This is a genomic window from Psychrobacter sp. R86515 (genome assembly GCF_042466315.1).
In the GTDB taxonomy this organism is placed as follows: Bacteria; Pseudomonadota; Gammaproteobacteria; order Pseudomonadales; family Moraxellaceae; genus Psychrobacter.
The window spans coordinates 2,578,156-2,599,939 of sequence record NZ_JAXHCC010000001.1 but is presented as its reverse complement, the minus strand read 5'-3'; the positions used below and the strand labels follow the sequence as shown (position 1 = coordinate 2,599,939).

Annotated in this window: 16 protein-coding genes and 1 other RNA gene; 15 read left to right on the top strand and 2 right to left on the bottom strand. The window is 42.7% G+C overall.

What is annotated here, in order from left to right; all coding sequences use genetic code 11:
• The first annotated feature begins 470 nt into the window (after positions 1-470).
• Positions 471-1,262 carry a hypothetical protein gene (locus tag SJY28_RS10750; protein ID WP_379544442.1) on the top strand — a complete coding sequence of 264 codons (792 nt, stop codon included), beginning with the start codon at positions 471-473 and terminating at the stop codon, positions 1,260-1,262.
• A 170-nt stretch (positions 1,263-1,432) separates the two neighbouring features.
• Positions 1,433-2,203 (top strand): DUF4124 domain-containing protein, encoded by a 771-nt coding sequence (locus SJY28_RS10745; RefSeq protein WP_379544441.1) that lies wholly within the window; start codon positions 1,433-1,435, stop codon positions 2,201-2,203.
• A gap of 131 nt (positions 2,204-2,334) precedes the next feature.
• On the opposite strand, the gene SJY28_RS10740 is transcribed toward SJY28_RS10745, so the two are convergent.
• Positions 2,335-3,051 carry an SIMPL domain-containing protein gene (locus tag SJY28_RS10740; protein WP_379544440.1) on the bottom strand — a complete coding sequence of 239 codons (717 nt, stop codon included), beginning with the start codon at positions 3,049-3,051 and terminating at the stop codon, positions 2,335-2,337.
• Between the two features lie 228 nt (positions 3,052-3,279).
• Complete coding sequence (locus tag SJY28_RS10735) at positions 3,280-4,182, bottom strand: AraC family transcriptional regulator N-terminal domain-containing protein (RefSeq protein WP_379544439.1); 903 nt, start codon at positions 4,180-4,182, stop codon at positions 3,280-3,282.
• Between the two features lie 205 nt (positions 4,183-4,387).
• Between SJY28_RS10735 and SJY28_RS10730 the strand changes: the two genes are divergently transcribed.
• The 13 genes from SJY28_RS10730 (at position 4,388) to msrB (ending at position 21,716) form a co-directional block, all read left to right on the top strand.
• Complete coding sequence (locus SJY28_RS10730) at positions 4,388-5,335, top strand: SDR family oxidoreductase (protein WP_379544438.1); 948 nt, start codon at positions 4,388-4,390, stop codon at positions 5,333-5,335.
• 76 nt (positions 5,336-5,411) lie between these two features.
• An RNA gene (ffs, locus tag SJY28_RS10725) (signal recognition particle sRNA small type) lies at positions 5,412-5,508 on the top strand.
• Between the two features lie 268 nt (positions 5,509-5,776).
• Positions 5,777-6,373: a LemA family protein gene (locus SJY28_RS10720; RefSeq protein WP_379544437.1), complete on the top strand. Its 597-nt coding sequence runs from the start codon at positions 5,777-5,779 to the stop codon at positions 6,371-6,373.
• A gap of 13 nt (positions 6,374-6,386) precedes the next feature.
• A complete protein-coding gene (locus SJY28_RS10715; RefSeq protein ID WP_379544436.1) occupies positions 6,387-9,347 on the top strand; it encodes a M48 family metalloprotease in 2,961 nt (986 codons plus the stop codon).
• A 115-nt stretch (positions 9,348-9,462) separates the two neighbouring features.
• Complete coding sequence (locus SJY28_RS10710) at positions 9,463-10,386, top strand: DNA polymerase III subunit psi (RefSeq protein ID WP_379544435.1); 924 nt, start codon at positions 9,463-9,465, stop codon at positions 10,384-10,386.
• A gap of 92 nt (positions 10,387-10,478) precedes the next feature.
• Positions 10,479-11,606, top strand: coding sequence for a 3-phosphoserine/phosphohydroxythreonine transaminase (gene serC, locus SJY28_RS10705; RefSeq protein ID WP_379544434.1), 1,128 nt, complete (start codon positions 10,479-10,481; stop codon positions 11,604-11,606).
• 307 nt (positions 11,607-11,913) lie between these two features.
• A complete protein-coding gene (locus tag SJY28_RS10700) occupies positions 11,914-13,746 on the top strand; it encodes an extracellular solute-binding protein (RefSeq protein WP_379544983.1) in 1,833 nt (610 codons plus the stop codon).
• 152 nt (positions 13,747-13,898) lie between these two features.
• Positions 13,899-14,678, top strand: a complete 780-nt coding sequence (gene gloB / locus SJY28_RS10695) for a hydroxyacylglutathione hydrolase (protein WP_379544433.1) — start codon at positions 13,899-13,901, stop codon at positions 14,676-14,678.
• Positions 14,679-14,780: 102 nt separating this feature from the next.
• Positions 14,781-15,851, top strand: coding sequence for a microcin C ABC transporter permease YejB (locus SJY28_RS10690; RefSeq protein WP_379544432.1), 1,071 nt, complete (start codon positions 14,781-14,783; stop codon positions 15,849-15,851).
• 62 nt (positions 15,852-15,913) lie between these two features.
• Complete coding sequence (locus SJY28_RS10685) at positions 15,914-16,963, top strand: ABC transporter permease (protein WP_379544982.1); 1,050 nt, start codon at positions 15,914-15,916, stop codon at positions 16,961-16,963.
• A gap of 76 nt (positions 16,964-17,039) precedes the next feature.
• Positions 17,040-18,644, top strand: coding sequence for an ABC transporter ATP-binding protein (locus SJY28_RS10680; RefSeq protein WP_379544981.1), 1,605 nt, complete (start codon positions 17,040-17,042; stop codon positions 18,642-18,644).
• Between the two features lie 273 nt (positions 18,645-18,917).
• The gene (locus SJY28_RS10675; RefSeq protein ID WP_379544431.1) at positions 18,918-20,222 is read left to right on the top strand and encodes an iron-containing alcohol dehydrogenase; all 1,305 of its coding nucleotides are present in this window, start codon (positions 18,918-18,920) and stop codon (positions 20,220-20,222) included.
• 279 nt (positions 20,223-20,501) lie between these two features.
• Positions 20,502-21,716, top strand: a complete 1,215-nt coding sequence (gene msrB, locus SJY28_RS10670) for a peptide-methionine (R)-S-oxide reductase MsrB (protein WP_379544430.1) — start codon at positions 20,502-20,504, stop codon at positions 21,714-21,716.
• Positions 21,717-21,784 lie beyond the last annotated feature (68 nt).

Sequence of the window (21,784 nt, the reverse complement as noted above, 5' to 3'; positions counted from 1 at the left end):
TAGTCGCTAAAACACTCAGTTGTTTTGAGTCAAAAAAACCAGCTAAGTTATTCTTAGCTGGTTTTTTTATGGAATTTAAACTAGGGCGTGTCTTCAATTCACTCGATAGTCATCTAAATGGGCTAAAAATTGCTAAATCTTGCCAAACATCATCAAATAGCTGGTTAATATCCCGATATTATTTGCGCTATTTTCTTTGTTTAACGGCAATTTATCTCATTTTTATCACCATTTTTGAAATGAAGACACGCCCTAATAATTATCTTAAAATAAGAGATTAATACCAAACCCAAAAAATACGATTAGCTGTGTCAAACTCGTTTAGTCTACAATGCGTAGTACTTGCACTTGTTTTCCTTGCCACTCTAATTTTTGTGAATGGCATAAGAATGAATGCTCGATAGTAAATACTGGTCGTAACGCTCAATGTTTCAAAATCAGCCATCATAATTATAACAACAGGCACTACCATGAAGCTTTCAACGTTAAGCTCTTTAGTAATAATAACCTTGTCACTGTTTCAAATAAGTTGTATGCAACAAGATAAAAAGCAAGATCCTTATAAAGAGGGCGATATCGTTACTTGGAAGATTAATAATCATCTTATTTTAAAAGCTGAAGTCGGACAAAGGCGAGAGCACTCTCTTGAAAACCACTCTAAAAGAGGGGAAGCCGAGTTCTATCGACCACAGTATGAGCGTTATCTTGGGCAGTTTCCTATTGATTATCAACCTACAAGATTTGACAAGATAAGCGAGTCAGAGGCAAGAGACATGCCTATCTCTAAGCACTCAGGCAGAAGATATGAGTTTAATCTGATGCTCAATGGCTCATGGGTACAAGCGTCGGATAGGAGTGTCTACTCTAACGACACGTTAGATCATCCTGATCAGGTGAAAGTTGTTGTAAATAATTATTCTCTAGGGGGAAATACCAAGCAGTCTTTTGATAATTACTCAATACTAGAGTTGGATGCTGATTCTGCAGAGACTAATAATGGGGTGACTTGTTATCGTTTTAAGGGAAAGCATGATAATCAAAGAAGGTGCTTTGGTGAATCTACCAACCCTCTTGTTTCAGGCTTCTCTTACTATATCCCAACATTTAAGAATTATCCTGTAACTGTAGAGTCAAGAGAACCTATCTATAGCGGTATAGAAATCAACTGGTATACAGATCGTAAAAACCTTGACCAAGCACAAGCGATTGATACTGCAATATGGGATTTGATAGAAACGTGGAATATATCGCCAATAGAGTAAATACTTATTACTTAAATCAGCCATCATAATTATAACAACAGGCACTGCCATGAAGCGTTCAATGTTTAATACTCAGATTGTGGACACGCCCTAGTGTTATTCGCTGAAAAATACCCCATAATGGTACTATCATATTTGTTAAATACGCGCACTTATTAGGTTGACTGACTATGCACTCACTCTCAAAACATTCCCGTTTGATTCAGACCGCCATGACCATACGCAGTCATACCAAAAATAAGATGTTATTTACAGGTTTACTCGTCTTTACAGCCAGTCTTTGTGCATCTCTCACGAATGCTGCGCCTATTTACAAAGTGGTCGATGAGCAAACCGGTCAAGTCACCTTTACTGACCGTCCACAGGATTATGAGCAGCAAGCTGGCAAACAAGTCAGTCAAATGGCTATTACGACAGGTAATGAGACGAGCAGGTCAACTAGTCTGAATACGACAACCAATTCTAGTACAAGTCGCCAATCATCAAATGCGTCGCAGGCGACTACTACTGAGTCGGCTGCGATAAATACTAAGGTTACCACGCCAGTAAACTATCAGTTAGCCATTACTGAACCTAGCGAAGAGAGAGCCTATCGTCGTCCAGTACAGAATATCGATGTCAATGTGCAGATTAAGCCTGCGTTACAGGCAGGTGATAGCGCCCGTATTTATTTTGATGATAAAGAGGTTGCACAAGGTTTAAGTGCATCTATTGCTACTGTTGATGTTTTGCCAGGTGCTCATACAATCAAGGCGGTTGTACAAAGCGAAACTGGCCAAACACTTGAGCAAATTACACGTACTGTATATGTGATTCAAAACACGACCACATTGCAAGACAACAAAAGAAAGGCTGCGCAGCTGTTGGCTTATCAAAAGCTAGCTTGGTATCAAAAATTGATGCTAAAACTGCGTCAACAGGAAGTTGCTCAGTCACAATAATGGTCTCAATGATAGTCTCAATAATGATTGAATATAATAAATAGATATCGCTAGCAAAATAAAAGGGCAAGCATCGTTAACGATGCTTGCCCTTTTTTGATGTAAATCACTTATTTTAACTATAAGCTGTCTTATTTAGTTAACTCGATAGTACCGTTAGCAGTCACCGAAATAGTGCTGTTACCAGACTCAAAGCTTTGGCTTGGTACTGACTCGTCTGCCATTCCTGATTTCATGCTCATAGCGCTATACATTGGACGTGGATAGTTGCTACCTGTGTTTAGGTTAACATTGACGACGCGGTAGCCACGAGCATCCCAAGCGCGGGTAAGGCTCTTAGCTTGCTGCTGAAAAGCGCGAGAGGCTTCGGTCATTAATTTTTGCTCTAGCGCATCCTTTTTGGTATCTGATACACCAAAATTAAGATTGTCCATCACTAATGTTTCTTGCAAGTCAGCAATTAGTTGGCTAGTTGCTGAAAAGTCTGTACTTTTTAAGTCTATGTTTGCTTGACCTGTCCAGCCAATGATTTTATCGTTTTTGTCGTAGCGTGGATAGGTGCGCTGTTGCCCTGTGCTCACGGTCACGCTAGGGTAGCGCTTGGCGATTTTCATGGCATTATTGATTGAGGTGTTAAGCATTGTGGCTAAAGTCTTAGAGTCAGCTGCTTGTGCTTTTTTGTACAAGCTGGCGCGTACTTCATCGTTCTGAATTTCTTCTTTTATTTCTGTTTGAAACGTCAGTTGATCATAGCCTGTTGGCTCTGCATGGGCGCTACCCATCATCGCTGTCATAAGACAAACCGTACCAGAAGCTAGTGCTGCTTTATTCAATAAAGTATTTTTCATTATTATCTCCTAAGTTGATTCTAATAATATATAAATGACAATTATCAACGCTCATTTATACATGAAAAGTTGTCCCTATTGTTCTCTAGAAATCGACATGGGTGCAACTTCATCCACTAACATAGCAAAATTCATATAAGTTGCTGTGAGAATTTTGTGAGCTACGTTACAGTGATAAACATAGCCAAAGATGGTTCTTTTTACGACCGTAAGGGCAGTTTGTCGCTATTAGGAATAAGCAGGGTTGTCTAAGTGTCGATGTTCACTGGTCCATTGTTTAGGAGAGCTGCCATATAGACGTTTAAACTCTCTACTAAATTGTGATGAGCTGGCGTAACCCACTTGCATGGCTGCTGTATTTACATTCATACCTGTGGCTATTTTCATGGCCGCTGTGTTTAAGCGCATGGATTTTACAAATTGAATAGGCGACATCGATGTAGCTTGCTTGAATTTACGGTGCAATACCGCGCGGCTCATTCCTACATGTTTGGCCATGTCCTCAATGGTAATCACCTCATCCAAACGCGTCGATAAATATTCGATAGATTGCGCGATTTCATTGCCCACACCAAATGCGCGCTGCGCTGACGCTCCTGATTCCCCCTTTAATAGTGCATAGTAAAGCTCACGTAAACGGTTCTCTCCCAATATCGATGTATCGACTGGATTGTCTATCAAGAACAATAAGCGTAGCAATGCCTCAGTGAAAGCATCGTCCCAGTGTGAAAGCGCCAATCCTAAAGGCAGGGAAGTACTCTGAGACTGACGTAGGATGCCTGTCGCCCGACTGTGCATCTCAATTGAGAGCTCAGTCATCACCTTAGTATCTAAAGAAACATAGACCCCTATCAGAGGGTTGTCAGGGGAGGCAGTAGGCGTACCTGCTTCTACTGGCATCGACATTGAGCAGCAGAGATATTGGCTACTGTCATACATATAGCGATAACCATCCAAAATGGCTTCTTTGGCACCGCTCACGATAGCTATTATAGACGGTTCATACACCGCTGGTGCACAGCGCACGGAGGAGGTCATCCGAAAGAGCTTGACACCTCTCACACCCGTTTCTACCATGCCGTCTTCCACGATATAGTTATCGATAATCTGTTTGATTTGCTCTTTACTCATGAGTTGTAAGCCAATTGAAAACCCAGTCATTAAAAACTAGTGATTAGAAACTTAGTGATTGAAAATACCGTATTAATTTATCACCTGCTAGTGCAGCGCTCAATAGATTGATACAAATAGGCATGTTTTAGAGATTATATCGCCTATTTATCGATGGGTGTGAGAGTTATAGTATGCTTCAAGACAATGCATAGGATACTATACCATGATCACAAGCAATCAATTTGGACCAAAGGGATGGACGCCTGAGTTATTGGGTTCTCTTCATAACAAAACTTACGTGATTACAGGTGCCAACTCTGGCGCTGGCTTTGAGGCCACACGCATACTACTGGGTAAAGGTGCTAGTGTGGTCATGCTAAACCGTAACCAGCAAAAGTCAGTTGCCGCAATCAATACCTTACAACAAGAGTTTGGCGCTGAGGCTAAAGTCAAGTTTGTACACATGGATTTGGCAGCGCTCGACAGTGTACGCAACGCTGCGACTACGTTGCTAGCCACCGTATCAAATATTGATGCATTGATCTGTAATGGCGCAATCGCACAAGTGGCCAAACAAGAACATACGGTCGATGGCTTTGAGAGTCAGTTGGGCGTCAATCATTTTGGTCATTTTTTATTATGTGGCTTGCTGTTTGAGCGCATCGAGTCATCCCAAGGGCGTATTGTGGTGGTGGGTAGCAACGCCTACAAGATGGGTAAAAAGACCATTCAGTTCGATGATCTAAACTTCGACCATAAATATACCGCTTGGGACGCATATGCTCAAAGCAAGCTGGCACAAATGATGTTTGCTTTTGAATTACAAAAGCGCATTGAAAAGGCAGAAAAAGCCGTAAAAGTTTATGTTTGTCACCCAGGTGCATCGCGTACGAACTTGTTGAAGGATACAGCGAGTACTTTTAATAAGGCGCTATGGGCTGTGTTGTCTCGTTTCATTGCCCAGTCCGCTGAAAAAGGCGCATGGCCTGAGGTGATGTGTGCTACGCAAGCAGGTCTTGAACCTCAAAGAATCTACGGACCCACAAAACGAGCACAAACGGTTGGCCCTGTTGGTGAATGTCCATTAGATGAGGTTGTGTTGGATGAGACGCTAGCCACCAAGCTGTGGTCAGTATCTGAAGACAAAACATCATTCACCTGGGCGTTCTAAACAATTTATTGAACGCAGTTTTATCGTAGGGGTTGCAAAATTAAAAATTTCTTGTATAATTTGCGACTGGTGGCTCCATTGGTAGCCTCGCAACATTGTTCTATGAATCCCGCCAGGACCGGAAGGTAGCAACGGTAATAGTTATAATGTGTGCCGAGGATGTGCTGATGGAGTCGCTTTTTTTTGCCTAAAATTTGATAATTATATTTATAAAGTATAAAAGACATATTTGTGATGTATTAAGCCCTTAATTGTAAAGGGCTTTTTTTGGGTCAAAATTTTGTCTGATGATTAGCTAATTGCTTATGTAGTTTTCAATCTAACTTCCTGTTCGATTTCCTTTGTAGTTCCGTTCTAGTTCTAAGGTTTTATTGATTAATATGAGTTAAAATACAATGTATTAACTTTTTATTAACATTCTAGACACCTTGGAGTTTGATTATGAAGATGTTTGTTTGGCTATTCATTGCATTTGTGGTGTTGGTAGTTGTGTTTGGGGTATCCGTTTTTAATAGATTGGTACGCGCACGTAACCAAGCAAAGAACGGCTTTGCTCAAATAGATGTGCAATTAAAGCGTCGTCATGATCTGATTCCAAACTTGGTCGAAACTGCCAAGCGTTATTTGAGTCATGAAGAAGAAACACTTACTCGCGTCATTAGCGCGCGCAATCATGCCCAAGATCTACAAGACTCTAATAAGCATCAGCCAGACTCGCTAGAGCATATGGCACTATTTGCAAAAGCAGAAGGTATGTTGTCCAAAGCGTTGAGTCAATTCTCCGCTGTCGTCGAAGCCTACCCAGAGCTAAAAGCCGATAGTATGATCAAGGAACTCATGGACGAACTAACCAATACGGAAAATCGCATTGGATTTGCGCGTCAGCATTATAATGACAGCGTGATGTTTTATAATAACGATCGCGAAGTCTTTCCTAATAACCTCGTTAGTACGACTTTTGGCTTTCGTCCACTCAGTCCGTTGGTATTCGAAGATAGAGAAGCGATTGCTCAGGCACCGATTGTCAACATGAGCTAAGGTTTAAACAATTTTGGCGAACTCTAGGCAGCCTAATCTGATGGATTTTTTTGGTGAACAGCGGATACGTACGCGTCGCAGTCTATTACTTTATGGACTGTTTTTCCTGATTGTACTTGCTCATATGGCTGTAGGACTGGCTGTCATGTCTATACTACTGACAGTATTTACAGGCGGTATATACCACTGGGTATTGGTTCTGGTCATTGTCTTGACGTTAGGTAGTTTCGTTGGTGGTAGTTTTTTAGAGTATCGACGCCTGCGAGCAGGTGGCCGCGCTATTGCTCAGCGAGTAGGAGCAGTTAGGCTATTCATTGATAACAGTCAAGAAGCATGGGAGCACAGTCAAGGAGTCGCTCATCAACACGAAGCTGAAGAAAAGGTTCGCTATCGTTCGCGTCATATAGCAGTACGTGATGAGCGCGATTTTCCGCCCGTCTATCGCCGCTATTATGAAATTGCTCAGCAACTGGCTATTGCTTCAGGTTTGCAAACTCCTATTTTGTACGTGCTACCTGACGAGCAGGGTATCAATGGTTTCGTCGCTGGTCGCCATAGCTCAGATATGGTACTCGTCATTACCCAAGGTGCGTTAAATAAACTGTCTGATGAGGCGCTATACGGACTCATTGGTCATGAATATGGTCATATATTGCACGGTGATGCTACGTTCAGCTTACGGCTGATGGTGGTATTGGCAGGCTTGCAGATACTATACGACTGGAGTGACCCAATATCTAATCGCCTCTCTAATTATAGTCACTTTGATAGCGATAGTATTTCCCAAAAGTCTCTATCACAGAGACAGGTTGATATGCTAGCACGCAATACAGAAGCGCAAACCGCCAATTTCACCACGCATAGTGAATGGGTCGCTTACTGGCAGCCGCAATCACAACAACAGCAGTCCTCAGCCAAGCGTCAGTCTAAATGGGTGCAAACGCCGCCTATAATAGATCGTCAAGCCCCGCGTAGTGTATGGACATTGCTACTGCATGGTTTAAGCTTCTCCAGTATGGCAAGCGCGCAGTTGATTAAGCACAGTTTTAATCGTGAGCGCGAGCTACTTGCTGATGCCACTAGTGTTCAATTGACACGTACGCCTGCGATTATCGAAACCTTAAAAGCCATTCATCAAGACTCGCTCGGCTCGCGTTTGTCTGGCATTGCTGATATCAATGGACTCAGTCATTTTTTCTTTGCTAGTAGTGGGGCAGACTTAGGGGATGTGTCATGGTTTGCCACACACCCAAGCTTGACTGAGCGTATGAGCGCTATTAATGCGGATGCTTATCATCAGTTCGCGGTACAAGTCGCCAAAGAAAAGCGAATAAATCAGCAAAAGGTCAAAGAAATATATAGGCAACGCCGCTTAGGTGATTGGGGAGCAACAAAAGAAAATAGCCTAAGTGAAGATTTCCCAGAAAAAAAGACGCGGCATTCGTCAGTATTTGAGACTCAAACAGCTGCAACGATTAATATAGGTGACGCTAAACAGACAAATGACACAAAAGTCCTTGCTGAATCTATAAGCGAAAATCGTAATAAAGATAATGGCGAATCAGAGATTGATGACGGTTTAGAGTTTGCCGTAGAAGCTGATGTGGTGGTCGATGGGCGGCTTCAAGTACAGGCCGAAGACTTTGGCGTTCACCAGCTATTAAAACCGTGGCAGTCCAAACCTGACGCTGACCTACCAGAAAACACATTAATTGGATTTAATGATATTCAAAAGGTATCGCTACCTCAGTACATACTAAACCATAGTTATCATCCTTTAGGTGCGCTAGCATTAGTCGAAGCTGTCTTGCTTTGCCATCAGCATCAACCCTTATCAACGACTGTCACTTATAGTTTGAATGATATTTGGAGTGATGGCTTCTATGTTGCGACTGACTCGACTTCCCATGAGCAAGTATTGCTACATAAGATAGATACTAAGCTGATGACAGTAGTAGCCAGTTTGGACAGGCGTTTAGACAGCGCTTTGATTGAGCTTGCTTTAAACCAGTTACGTCAACAGAATTTATCTGAACTATGTATCGAAGATCTGAAGCTCAAAAGTAAAGACGATCATAGTCACGACAGTCATCAGTACTATAAAAAACAAGAAAAATGCCGTACGATGTTGTGGCGTTATCAGCAGGGCATATTTGAGTTATTTAGCCAACAGCTGACATCTGACTTAACCAAAAGCTTAGCTTATGATTTGTCAGATCAAAATATACCTAGTGATAACGCTCATGCTATGGCTCTGAATAATTCGTTAGCTTTAGCACATCAAAAATCGCCAATATTATCATTATGGCAAGCGTTACATTTGCAGCAGTTGCTACCAATATTATCTGAAGTTTTACAAGATACAGACGCGCAGTCTCTATGGCCGCAAATACTGAATACTGGTATGGAAGACGTAAGATCGCAACTAGATCCTTCGGGTCAAGTATTTACAGGTCTTAATAAATCAGAAGTATCAGTTGTTGTCTTATTGGCTTATCGACTATCAAAAGATGCAAAAGGTCAGATGATCTCAATGCATGACCGATCGTTATTGAGTGAAGGTAACGACAGTGTAGCGCATTATATTGTAGATTTGAGACGACATGCGCGCTTGATTGATATTGATCTTGTGACAGTAAGCGATGTTAATTTGCAGTGGCTATTATTGACAGCACAGCATTTGAATGGCATTCAGTTATTGGCGATTATTTCTGCGGTTCCTGTCTCTGCCAATCACTCTCTCAAGCGCGTGGTAGGTGCTCAGAATGCTGATAATTATCGAGAGAAGCAACAGGATGGTAGCCAAATAGATTATAATGAAAGTGAGATGAGCCAGCCGACGCATAATGAGTATCGCCAATGGCTAAGTACGTTGCATACGGTGATGTTACACGATACGATAATCAGCCAAGATGAATACGATTGTTTGTTGGTAATATCAGAGCGTTGGCTCGGTATTCGACAGTTGTTTTGATTGGTATGTATTTAGTATTTGATTAATAGTGTGATGCATACTCAGTGAGAGCTGCCAAAATAATAAAAACATTTATAAATGATATAAACAAAATGAGTAGGGATAGTAGAGTCAAATGAGTGATACCCAAGACCCGCTAACTGTATTACAGCGCCGTGTGCAGCAACGACAAATTCTAGCGATGATGGGTATCAATCAGTGGGTACAGCCTGAGTCAGAAACCATCAATATAGCTGATATTGCGACAGCTTCGGTTGAGCAATCACATATTGATTCCATTGATATTGAGTCTAACAACAATGAGGTAGCGAGCGCTGGAATTGTAGACACAGTTGATCAACCGACTGATGGCTATGATATCAGTGATTATAACGCTAGCGACTATGTTGCCGATGAGTATGGTACTGATTTGCAAGCTACCACTGAACAGACGGCTAGTGAGCAAAGCCCTGTTACCTATAGTTTTGATTCCGTTGATTCAAATACGGTCAGTTCAGATGCTGTTAGTTCAAGTGCTGGGTCTATCTATCATGACATCCCAAGTACTGCATCGAACCAAACTGCTGTAACCTCTACGAATGCACATATTGAGCAACCTCAATTTGCGCAGAGTAATTTTCCGCAAAGTAGTTTTCCACAGAGTACTAGTGATGACAGCATAAATGATGATAGCTTAAAAAAAGTAGCACCATTTGACCTGCAAGGTGGCCGCTATGGTGACTGGGTAATATTGGTTGATATCAAAGCGCTAAATAGTGACAGTCAAAAACTATGGCAAAACATCACTCAAGCGCTATCAATCACTTGTGAGACAACATCATTCCCGATTTGCGACGGTATGGATACTGCTGAGCTTGCCAATGCCAGTCTTGCAGGATATATTTTTCGAATTGGCCGAAGCGAAGAGATACAAGTTGTTGCACTGACCGCGCTGCCTGACGGCCTCCAACATCCCAATCTGACCACTGTGCCGACATTAGAAGAAATGCTCGCAGACAGTGATGCTAAACGTCAGCTGTGGGAGCAGATATCTCATTGAGTTGTATGAAAACTAACGTCGATACCAATGCCTTTATCAACAAACTGAAATAAAAAACATCCTTTTATTTCATCATACCTAGGACTGTGATTATGCCTACAACCCCAACGTCTACAGCAACTGCCACACCGCATCGTCTGCCAAATTTTTGTGCTGGACCTGCTACCATGCCAACAGCCGTATTAGAACGCGCGCAGAGCGAACTGCTTGATTGGCAAGGTCGCGGCCTGTCGGTCATGGAAGTCAGCCATCGTAGTAAAGAGTATATGGCCATTACTGACAAAGCGGAAGCTAAGCTACGCACGCTTATGGAAATACCAGATAATTATAAAGTGCTGTTTTTGCAAGGTGGCGCTAGCTTACAGTTTTCTGCGATTCCATTGAACCTGTTAAATGGTGGACGCGGTGACTATTTGACGACAGGCGCATGGTCAAGTAAAGCGATCAAAGAAGCCAAGCGCTATGAAGCGTTGGGTCTGGGCGAAATTAACCTAGTTGCAACTGGCAAAGAGAATAACTTTACTGACGTACCAGCGCAAAGCGATTGGAGCATCAGTGAAGACGCGGCTTATTTTCATTACTGTGCCAATGAAACGATTCATGGCCTACAGATATTTGAGCCACCACAAGTAGATGCGCCAATCATTGCTGATATGTCATCTTGTATCTTGTCACAGCCGATAGATGTGTCTAAATTTGGCATGATCTACGCGGGTGCGCAGAAAAACATCGGTCCTGCAGGCCTAGTCATTGTCATTATCCGTGATGATTTGATGGGGCAGGCCAGCGAATGGTGTCCTATGCTGCTGAACTATGAGCATCAAGCTGACAAAGAGTCTATGTCTAACACGCCAGCGACGTATTCTTGGTACTTGGCTGGGTTAGTGTTTGATTGGTTGGAAGAGCAGGGCGGTGTGGCTGCTATCGGTAAAATCAATCAGCAAAAAGCCGATTTACTTTATAAGACAATCGATGAGAGCAGTTTTTATAATAATCCAGTAGATTCTAAGTATCGTTCTATCATGAACGTACCGTTTACTTTAGCAGACAGCAGCCTTGATAAAGTATTCTTAGAAGAGTCAGAAAAAGCTGGCTTGTTAAATCTAAAAGGTCATCGTGATGTAGGCGGTATGCGAGCCAGTATCTACAATGCCGTACCACTTGAGTGGGCACAGCAGCTGGTTGACTTTATGATTGCTTTTGAAAAAAAGCATGCATAAGCAAAAGAGTAACCGCTAACGTATAGAGTCTTCATATATAAACTCATATCAAGAAAGGCGTAACTAATCATGGTTGCGCCTTTTTTATATTTATAAACAGACAGTTTGGTCATGCTAGCGCGTAGTAATAATGGTTTGCCGTGGATATGACTTAATGCTATCACCATTAAGTCATATCCACGGCAAACCATTAGGTTAAAAAACCTAAGTTTGTTATGATAAAATTTTGCTATAACGCTGTTTTGCTGTCAGGCTTTACGTTTTGATATTTATATTGGTTAGCATAGAGGTTTGTTATAACGTCATGATAATAAAAAACGCCCTGTTAAAAGCCACGTTGCTAACCATCACTGTCAGTTGGATACCGAGCAGTATCGCTGCACCTATCACGACGACCGCGCTTGGTCACAATAGCCCTACTGAGCACATCAATGCACCTTACTTACCTTATGCCAATCCAAAAGCGCCATCAGGGGGCATGCTTTCTCTAGATGCTCGCGGTACGTTTAATAGCGCCAATAAATGGATGACCACGGGTGTCGCGATGATTGGAACAGACTATCTGTATGATACTTTGATGACCGGCTCATTGAATGAAGCTTTTACCATGTATCCACAGCTGGCAAGTAAAGTGACATATGATCCAGATGATACGAGCTGGATTATCTATCATCTCAATCCTAATGCTCGTTTTTGGGATGGGTCGGGTGTGACCAGTCGTGATGTAAAAGCAACTTTTGAGGCGATATTGAACAAAGGCCCCATGTATATTCGCAGTTATCTTAGCGATATCAAAGACATTCAAATCATTAATGATCAACAAGTAAAGTTTGTCTTTGCCTCTGCTGAAAACAAAGAGATTTTACTGACTGTTGGCCAGTTCCCTATATTTGCCAAGTCTTCCATTGATACCGATTTTGAGAAAATCAGTCTGTCACCATTGATGGGTAGCGGTCCTTATAAATTGGGTCGAGTTGATGCAGGGCGTTCTGTAAGTTATATACGTGATCCCAATTATTGGGGTCGTGATTTGATGGTCAATCGTGGCCGCTATAACTTTGATATGATTAAGTTTGTTTATTATCAAAGTGATGAGATTGCCTTTGAGGGTTTTAAATCTGGTCAATACCGTTTTCGCCCCGAAAACAAAGCATCTAACTGGGTAACTGGGTATAATTTCCCTGCCGTAGAAGCAGGGCTTATCCAAAAAGAGACGATAACCAGTCAAAACCCAGTACCGATGCAAGCATTGGTGATGAATTTGCGTCGCCCAATCTTTCAAGACATCAAAGTTCGCCAAGCACTGACAGCTGCTTATGATTTTGAATGGATGAATAAAACCCTATTTCATGGGCAATATGAGCGTTTGCAGAGCTTCTTTCATGGTTCAGAGCTTGCCGCTACGGGTACGCCATCTGATGCAGAAATGCAGGTATTAACACCGTTATTGTCTGAGCTTGAACCGACACAGCGCCAAGCAACATTAGCAGAATGGCAGCTACCCACCAGCGACGGTAATGGCTTTAATCGTCAAGGGTTATTAGAGGCGCGTAAGCTATTGTTAGAGGCTGGGTTTTATTATGAGGATATGAAGCTATATCAGCCTGATGGGTCGCTTGCTCAGATTGAGATTTTGATGACAGGCGAGACCATGGGCCGTGTCTTGTTGCCTTATATTCGTAATCTAAAACGCTTGGGATTTGATGCAACATTGCGCCAAGTCGATGGGCCGCAATATTATGAGCGTATGCGCCGTTTCGATTATGATATGGTCGTGGATGTATTTGCCCAAAGTCTATCTCCTGGTGCTGAGCAAGCGGCATTCTGGGGAAGTGCTGCTGCTGACGAGCCGGGTAATCATAACAGTGCTGGTATCAAGAATGCAGCTGTCGATAAAGTCGCTGCTGCCCTTGGTAATGCTAAAAATCGTGACGAGATTATACTGTATACGCAGGTGCTAGATCGGTTGTTGCGCGCAGGGCATTATGTCGTACCGCTATACGGTAAGCCTGGCACCAATGTCGCCTACTGGGATCAGTATCGCCATACCGAAAAACTACCGACCAATGCTGTTGGTATTGATTACTGGTGGGTGGATAAAGAGGCAGAAGGGCGTATCAATAAATATTTAAAACAGTAAACAGTATTTACTATATGGTTTGACCCGATAACAACGGACAGCTGAGCATATATGCTGTTTTTATCGAATATATGCTATTGCTATCAGATAACAGTTAGATTAAATAATTTAAAATAACACGTAACAAAAATAACTACCGGTAAGGATTTAACATGAGTATCCGTATTCACCCAATCAAAGCATTTAGCGATAACTATATCTGGACATTGATCAATGAAAATAATAAGCAGGCGATTGTTATCGATCCAGGTCAAGCTCAACCAGTCATTGATTATCTAGAGACGCATGAGCTTGAGCTAACCTCGATTTGGACGACTCACCATCATCATGATCATATCGGCGGCGTCGCAGAGTTACAGGAATCGTATCCGATGACTCATCTGGTTGCGCATAGTGAGCATGACGTCGATGAAGATCAAACTATTAAAGATGGTAGCACGGTGAGCGCATGGGGTTGCTCTGCGCAAGTCTGGGATGTGTCAGGGCATACCGCTAGCCATATGGCTTATATCTTAGATATCGATGGGCAAAAGCACTGCTTCTGCGGTGATACGTTGTTTAGTGCAGGTTGTGGACGTGTGTTTACTGGTACGATTGAGCAATTGCATGAGAGCTTTAAGCGTTTGAACGGCTTACCTCATGAGGCGCTACTGTATCCTGCGCATGAATATACAGCGAGTAATCTGCGTTTTGGCCTGTCTATTGAACCTGACAACGAAGCGATGCAGCAAGCATTAGCACGAGCAGAGGCGCAAACTGAGCAAGGCATGGCAACACTGCCAGTAACACTAGAGCATGAACGCACGGTAAACGTGTTTTTACGTACACAAGAGCCGAGTGTAATCGCAGGAGTTAAATCAAAAATGCCTATCGATGATGAGAAGTCATTGACGGTATTTGCAGCGTTACGTGAGCTGAAAAATAACTTTTAAAGTAAGTTTTTAACAAATAGTTTGCTTTCTAGCACCTTTTTAGCACAAGCAACTCACTGCTGAACGTCATTGTCCTCTCTCTTTATTTAGGAAGTCGCCATTATGGGTCGTTATATCTTAAAAAGACTACTACTGATATTGCCGACACTATTTTTGATCTTGCTTGCCAATTTTGTGATCGTACAGGCGGCACCTGGTGGGCCTGTTGAGCAGCAGCTGGCACTGATTGAACAGGGCGCAAAAGACAATGCGCTTGGCGGTAATATCGGCGCGGGCAGTGCAGGTGGCAACGACAGCACTTATCAAGGCACGCGTGGTCTCTCTGAGGAGATGGTCGCCGCAATCAACGCTCAATATGGCTTTGATAAATCCGCTCCAGAGCGGTTTTGGCTCATGTTAAAGAACTACGCTCAGCTAGATTTTGGTGAGTCGTTTTTTAAAGGGCAGTCGGTGACCGATCTTATCGTAGAGAAGTTACCAGTCTCGATATCGCTTGGACTATGGAGTACGCTGCTCATCTATATGATAGCTATTCCACTAGGCGTCTATAAAGCGATGCATCATGGCTCAGGCATTGATAAAGCCACGGCTATGCTGCTAGCGATCGGACATGCGATACCTGTGTTTGTCTTTGCAGTGATTTTACTGGTGTTCTTTGCGGGCGGCAGCTATTGGAATATTTTTCCACTGCAAGGATTGACGTCCGAAAACTTTGATCAGCTAAGCACGCTTGGTAAAGTGAAAGATTACTTTTGGCATTTAGCGTTACCGCTGCTGGCAAGTACTGTAGGCGGTTTTGCAGGTTTGACCTATCTGACTAAATTCAGCTTTTTAGAGGAACTGGGCAAGCAGTACGTACTGACCGCTCGTGCTAAAGGCTTAGGTGAGCGTCAAGTGCTATACGGACATGTTTTTCGCAATGCAATGTTGATTATCATTGCAGGTATTCCAGCCGCTATCGTTGGTATCTTCTTTGCGGGTAATTTTTTGATTGAAATTATCTTTAAACTAGATGGCTTGGGCTTGTTAGGTTTTGAAGCCATTCAACAACGCGATTATCCAGTGATATTTGGTACGCTATTTATCTTTACGTTAGTGGGGCTGCTACTGCAATTAATCAGTGATTTGAGTTATCACTTAATTGATCCTCGTATTGATTTTGAGGGGCGCTAATGTCAAATAATCAACCTTTATCAAAGAGCAGTCCTATTAATAGCGAACCAGATAAATCGTCAATGCCTGAGCAGCTATCTACCACAAAAAAGCAACGCTTAAATCCTATCTGGCAAGCGCGTTTAAATCGCTTTCGCCAAAATCGACTTGGAGTGATATCGCTGTTTGTTTTCGCAGTGATATTTGTCATCTGCATGGCAGCTAATGTCATTGCCAATGACAAACCATTATTAGTGCAGTATCAAGGCGATTATTACTTTCCAGTATTAAAGGCCTATCCTGAAACGACGTTTGGCGGTGTGTTTGAGACCGAAACCAATTATAAAGATCCTGCAGTGCAGTCGCTGATTGATGAGCAAGGTTTTTATCTAATGCCGCTTATTCCGTTTGCCGACCAGACACCGAATGTCGAGCTTGGTCTACCTTATCCAGCAGCGCCCAATGCTCAGAACTGGCTTGGCACTGATGATATGGGGCGTGATGTGCTGGCACGGATACTTTATGGTATGCGAGTGTCGTTACTGTTTGGTCTGGCCTTGACGCTTGCGGGCGCACTGATTGGAATTATCGTCGGTGCGGTACAAGGTTATTATGGTGGCTGGGTAGATCTAGCAGGGCAGCGATTTATGGAAGTCTGGGGCGGTATGCCTCAGCTGTTTATGATCATTATTTTGGTCAGTCTGTTTAGTCCTAGTATTATTATGCTGTTCGCCATGATGCTGTTGTTCGGTTGGATGGGTTTGGTCGGTTTGGTACGAGCAGAGTTTTTGCGAGCCCGTAATTTTGACTATGTGCGAGCTGCACGCAATTTAGGCGTTTCGGACAGCCAAATCATGCTCAGACATATCTTACCCAATGCGTTAGCTTCTAGTTTGTCGCAGTTGCCATTTATTCTAACGGCCAATATTATCGCTTTGACTGCGCTGGATTTCTTGGGATATGGATTGCCGCCTGGCTCGCCGTCTCTTGGTGAGCTAATGGTACAAGGTAAAAATAACCTTGATGCACCGTGGCTTGCCTTGTCAGGGTTCTTTAGTTTGACCTTTATTTTGTCATTGCTTATCTTCGTTGGTGAAGCACTGCGTGACGCATTTGATCCGAGGCGCTCTTAATATGACTGAAAATATTATCGCTACCGAGCACAGCAATGCGCCAAATGAAAGTCTTCATCGTGAACAAGATAAGCTCATGCTAACCGTAGATAGATTAACTATTACTACGACTACAGGTGTCCAGTTGGTCGATGCGCTGTCTTATGAGCTAAGACAAGGGCAGACCTTGGCCATTGTTGGTGAGTCAGGCTCTGGCAAATCAATTGCTAGTCTTGCGCTACTAGGTCTGTTACCAGACAGCCTAACCATCACAGGTGCAGTGCAGCTGGCTGATACAGCAGGTATGTCTACCTTGCCCATAGCGAATGATAAGGCGCGTAACGCTGCACTACGGTCTATTCGTGGACAGCGTATCGGTATGGTATTTCAGGAGCCGATGACCGCATTAAATCCGTTGCATACAGTTGCGAAACAAATTGCTGAATCGTTGCGTCTAAGCGGCGTACCTAAGAAGCAATGGCGAGACACCAGCATCGCTTTGCTAAATGATGTCAATATTGCAGATCCTGCTGACAAATTGAATCGTTACCCACATGAGTTATCAGGTGGTCAGCGCCAGCGAGTGATGATTGCCATGGCATTGGCTCAGCAGCCTGATATTCTAATTGCTGATGAGCCAACGACTGCGCTCGATGTTACTTTGCAGCATGAGATTTTGGCGCTACTAGATGATCTTAAACGCAAGCACAATATGGCGATGATATTAATCAGTCATGATCTCAATCTGGTCAGGCGCTATAGTGATGAGGTCATCGTTATGCGCCAAGGTCAAACGATTGAACAGGGTAAAACATCTTCGGTATTTGATCATCCTAAGGCCGATTATACTCGCACACTTATCAAGCAAGACTTTGGGCAAGCATTAACCATAGAAGACGATAACGCAGATAAACAATCAAGCGTATTAGAAGTGAAGCGCCTTAATGTACAGTTCCCAATTGAAAAAGGTCTGCTTGGAGGTACCAAGCGCTGGTTTGACGCGGTCAAAGATGTCGATATGACACTGCAAAAAGGTCAGGCATTGGGTATCGTCGGTGAGTCTGGCTCTGGTAAAACCACCATTGCGCTGGCACTTAGCCAACTACTGAGCAACCAAGCACGTGTGAGTGGGCAGATAGTGGTCAATGATCAAGATATCTCAGCACTATCCAAAAAGGGGCTGCGTAACTTCCGCTCGCAAATTCAGATGGTATTTCAAGATCCATTTGCCAGTATTAATCCGCGTATGACAGTCATGCAAATCGTTGAAGAAGGATTGTTAGTACAAGGCGTGGATAAAGTCGCCCGTCAGCAAGCGGTGCTAGATAGTCTTGCTACGGTACATTTGCCTTTAGCATTTGCACAGCGTTATCCGCACGAGCTATCGGGTGGTCAGCGTCAACGCGTGGCACTGGCGCGTGCCCTCATTATGAAACCAAGCTTACTTATATTGGATGAGCCGACCTCTGCGCTCGATAGTACCACACAGGTAACAGTAGTTAGTTTATTACGTGAAATTCAAGAAAGACTACAAGTCAGCTATGTCTTTATCAGCCATGATCTCAAAGTAGTACGTGCACTGTGTCAGCATATTATGGTGTTAAAACAAGGCACTTGCGTAGAATCTGGACGTACCGAAGATCTTTTCAATCACCCACAACATACTTACACTCAGCAGCTGTTAAAGGCAAGTACTGACTAGTTTAAACGACTTACTGTAGTCACTGAGACTGATCAATCAAACTAAGCGACTAAAATAAGTGGCTTGGTATAAAATTGACACATCACAGTTCATAATAATAGCGACATAACGAAAAAAGCAGTGGTACAATAATTTTAGAGAGCTGCCCATTTTATAATGCTGTGATGCGTATCTTTATACATTCTGGCGCTCGTAAATTAGTAATATTTAACTGGTTGCCCAAAACGGTCTTTATTGCAGTTAAAACCATCATTAAAAAGGATTTTTGTGCTCATGAAAACACAAAACAGTATTACTAAATTGGTAAAGAACAACAGTTTGCAGCATGCTGGTTATTTGGCTGTCGCTAAAACTCGGGCGAAGGTATTAAAAGCAGTGTCTTATGTGATACCTATCAGAAGACCGATGTTATTCGTTGGCGAGACTGCCTGTAATGAGCTATGCGATATGCTTATCAATGAAGGCAATACCAATGTGTTTATTGTCACGGATACAGTGCTCAACAAACTGGGCATACCTGCGAAAGTCACTGATTATCTAGATGCGAAAAATATCAGTTATCACATCTATGATGGTATTACGCCAGATCCTACTTTTAAAGTAGTTGAAGAAGGGCTACGTCAGTCTATCGAAGCCAATTGTGATTCTATCATAGCTATTGGTGGCGGTTCAGTGATCGATGCGGCCAAAATGATAGCCATGTCTCAAGGCAACAAGTGCAAGCCCAAACAGCTAATCGGTATTCTTAAAGCAAGAAAGCCTGCGACGCCGCTATACTGCGTACCAACGACGGCTGGCACGGGTTCAGAGGCGACACTTGGCGCAGTAGTATCGGATGATAAAACGCATCAGAAAGCATTGTCTATCGATCCAAGAATGGTACCACTAGCCGCTGCGATTGATCCAGTTATCATGAAAGGCATGCCAGCCCATATTACAGCAGATACTGGTATTGATGTATTGACTCATGCCTTAGAAGCATGGATGAGTGCTAATGCCAGTGTAGAGACAGATTATTATGCAGCCTCTGCCGTAAAATCTGTTATGCATTACTTACCACTAGCTTATAAAGATGGTAGCAATCTAAAAGCAAGAGAAGAGATGGGTATCGCCGCTCATTACGGCGGGATCGCCTTTAATAAAGCAGGTCTGGGTTATGTGCATGCTATCGCGCATCAGTTAGGCGCTTACTATAGTATTCCGCATGGTCGTGCCAATGCCATCGTATTGCCTTATGTACTTGACGTCAATCGTAAAGCGAGCAAAAAAAGACTGGCTGCATTGGCTAAAAGAACTGGTATGGTACAGGATGGTCAAGCAGCTAATGGCGATAGTGAGATAGCAGATCACCTTATCACGCAAGTTAGAGACTTGATTGCAGATCTAAATATTGATCCGACTGTCAATGGTATGCAAAACAGTGACTTTAATGATATTGCAAAGGCCGCTGCAAAAGAAGTCAGTGATACTTATGCCGTGCCAACTTATCTATCAGCCGCTGAAATTAAAGAAATTCTAGCGAAGATTAAGCAGGCAAGTGACGAACGTGCTGATAGTAATAATGAAACAGCGTCATAATTTTTGATAGAGCTAGTGTTATTAAAATAAAAAAGTCTATTACTCTTTGGAGGATAGGCTTTTTTAATGCATTGAGATAATAAAGTTTTCGTCTTATTTCTATAGTTAAGTCATACTAAAATATATGATCGTTACGAAATAATCGTTTAATTTATCTTGTGATTGCACTCAGTTGATAAAAAATATCTTAATAAACTGTAAATATATTACAGTATAGGAATGTTTCAGTGATACAAAAGCGTTAGGATATTTAAAGGACATTACGCTTAGGAGATTTTTATGAATCGCATATTACCATCTAAAATTATAGGGTTAGTTATCATAGCGAGTAGTGCGATTTACGCAGGCTGCGCATCAACTGAAAACAGCTCTACTGTAAAGAATACAACTGCCGCTAACCCATATGCACCGACTACGCCAGGATTGGCAGTAGCCACGGTAGCGGGTGGATGTTTCTGGTGTGTTGAAGCAGGTTATGAAAAAATTCCTGGCGTGGTAGAAGTCGTGTCTGGCTATACGGGTGGCACCGCTGAAAACCCAACCTACAAGCAGGTATCAGCAGGTGGTACTGGGCATACAGAAGCGGCGCAGGTGTATTATGATCCTAAGAAAATTACTTACAATGGCATAGTGCAGGCGCTATGGAGAATTGCTGATCCTACTGATGATAAAGGACAGTATGTTGATCGTGGCACACAGTATCGTCCAGCAATTTTTTATAATAATGCGCAAGAAAAGCAAATCGCAGAAGCGGCCAAGCAATCACTACAAGCCTCTGGTGTGTATGATAAACCAGTAGTGATCGAGATTGTTCCTGCTAGCACTTTTTATCCTGCTGAAGAGTATCATCAAGATTACTATAAAAAGAACCCGATACGCTATAAAGCTTATACCTTCAATTCTGGTCGCTATCAATTTATCGAGAGTGTCTATGGTAAAAACTACGAGCTTGATTTTAGTAAGTTTACGCCCGAAGCAGATAGCACACAGCAAGTGACGTCAAATAACACATCAGATAGCAAAGTAAGCAAAGGTTTTAACCCAGATACATTTGTAAAACCTTCACAAGATGCGCTAAAGAAGTCACTTAATGATATTCAGTACAAAGTCACTCAAAAAGAAGGTACTGAGCGCGCCTTTGATAATGAATATTGGGATAATAAAGCGCCTGGATTGTATGTAGACGTCGTATCTGGTGAGCCACTGTATTCTTCGCGTGATAAATATAAGTCTGGTACGGGCTGGCCGAGCTTTACTCGCCCATTGGATACGAGCTTAGTGGTTGAAAAGCCAGATCGAGGAATATTTGGAACTCGTACTGAAATTCGTAGCCGTTACGCGGACTCACACGTGGGCCATGTATTTGACGACGGTCCAGCACCGACAGGCAAACGCTATTGCATGAATTCAGCAGCGCTCCGCTTTATTCCGCTTGCAGATATGGAAGCTGCTGGTTATGGTGATTGGATAGATGATGTAAAACCAGTTGGTTAGTACTATTTTTTTATCGCTCGGCCAAACAAAAAGGACGCATATGATGCGTCCTTTTTATTTGGCTGCTA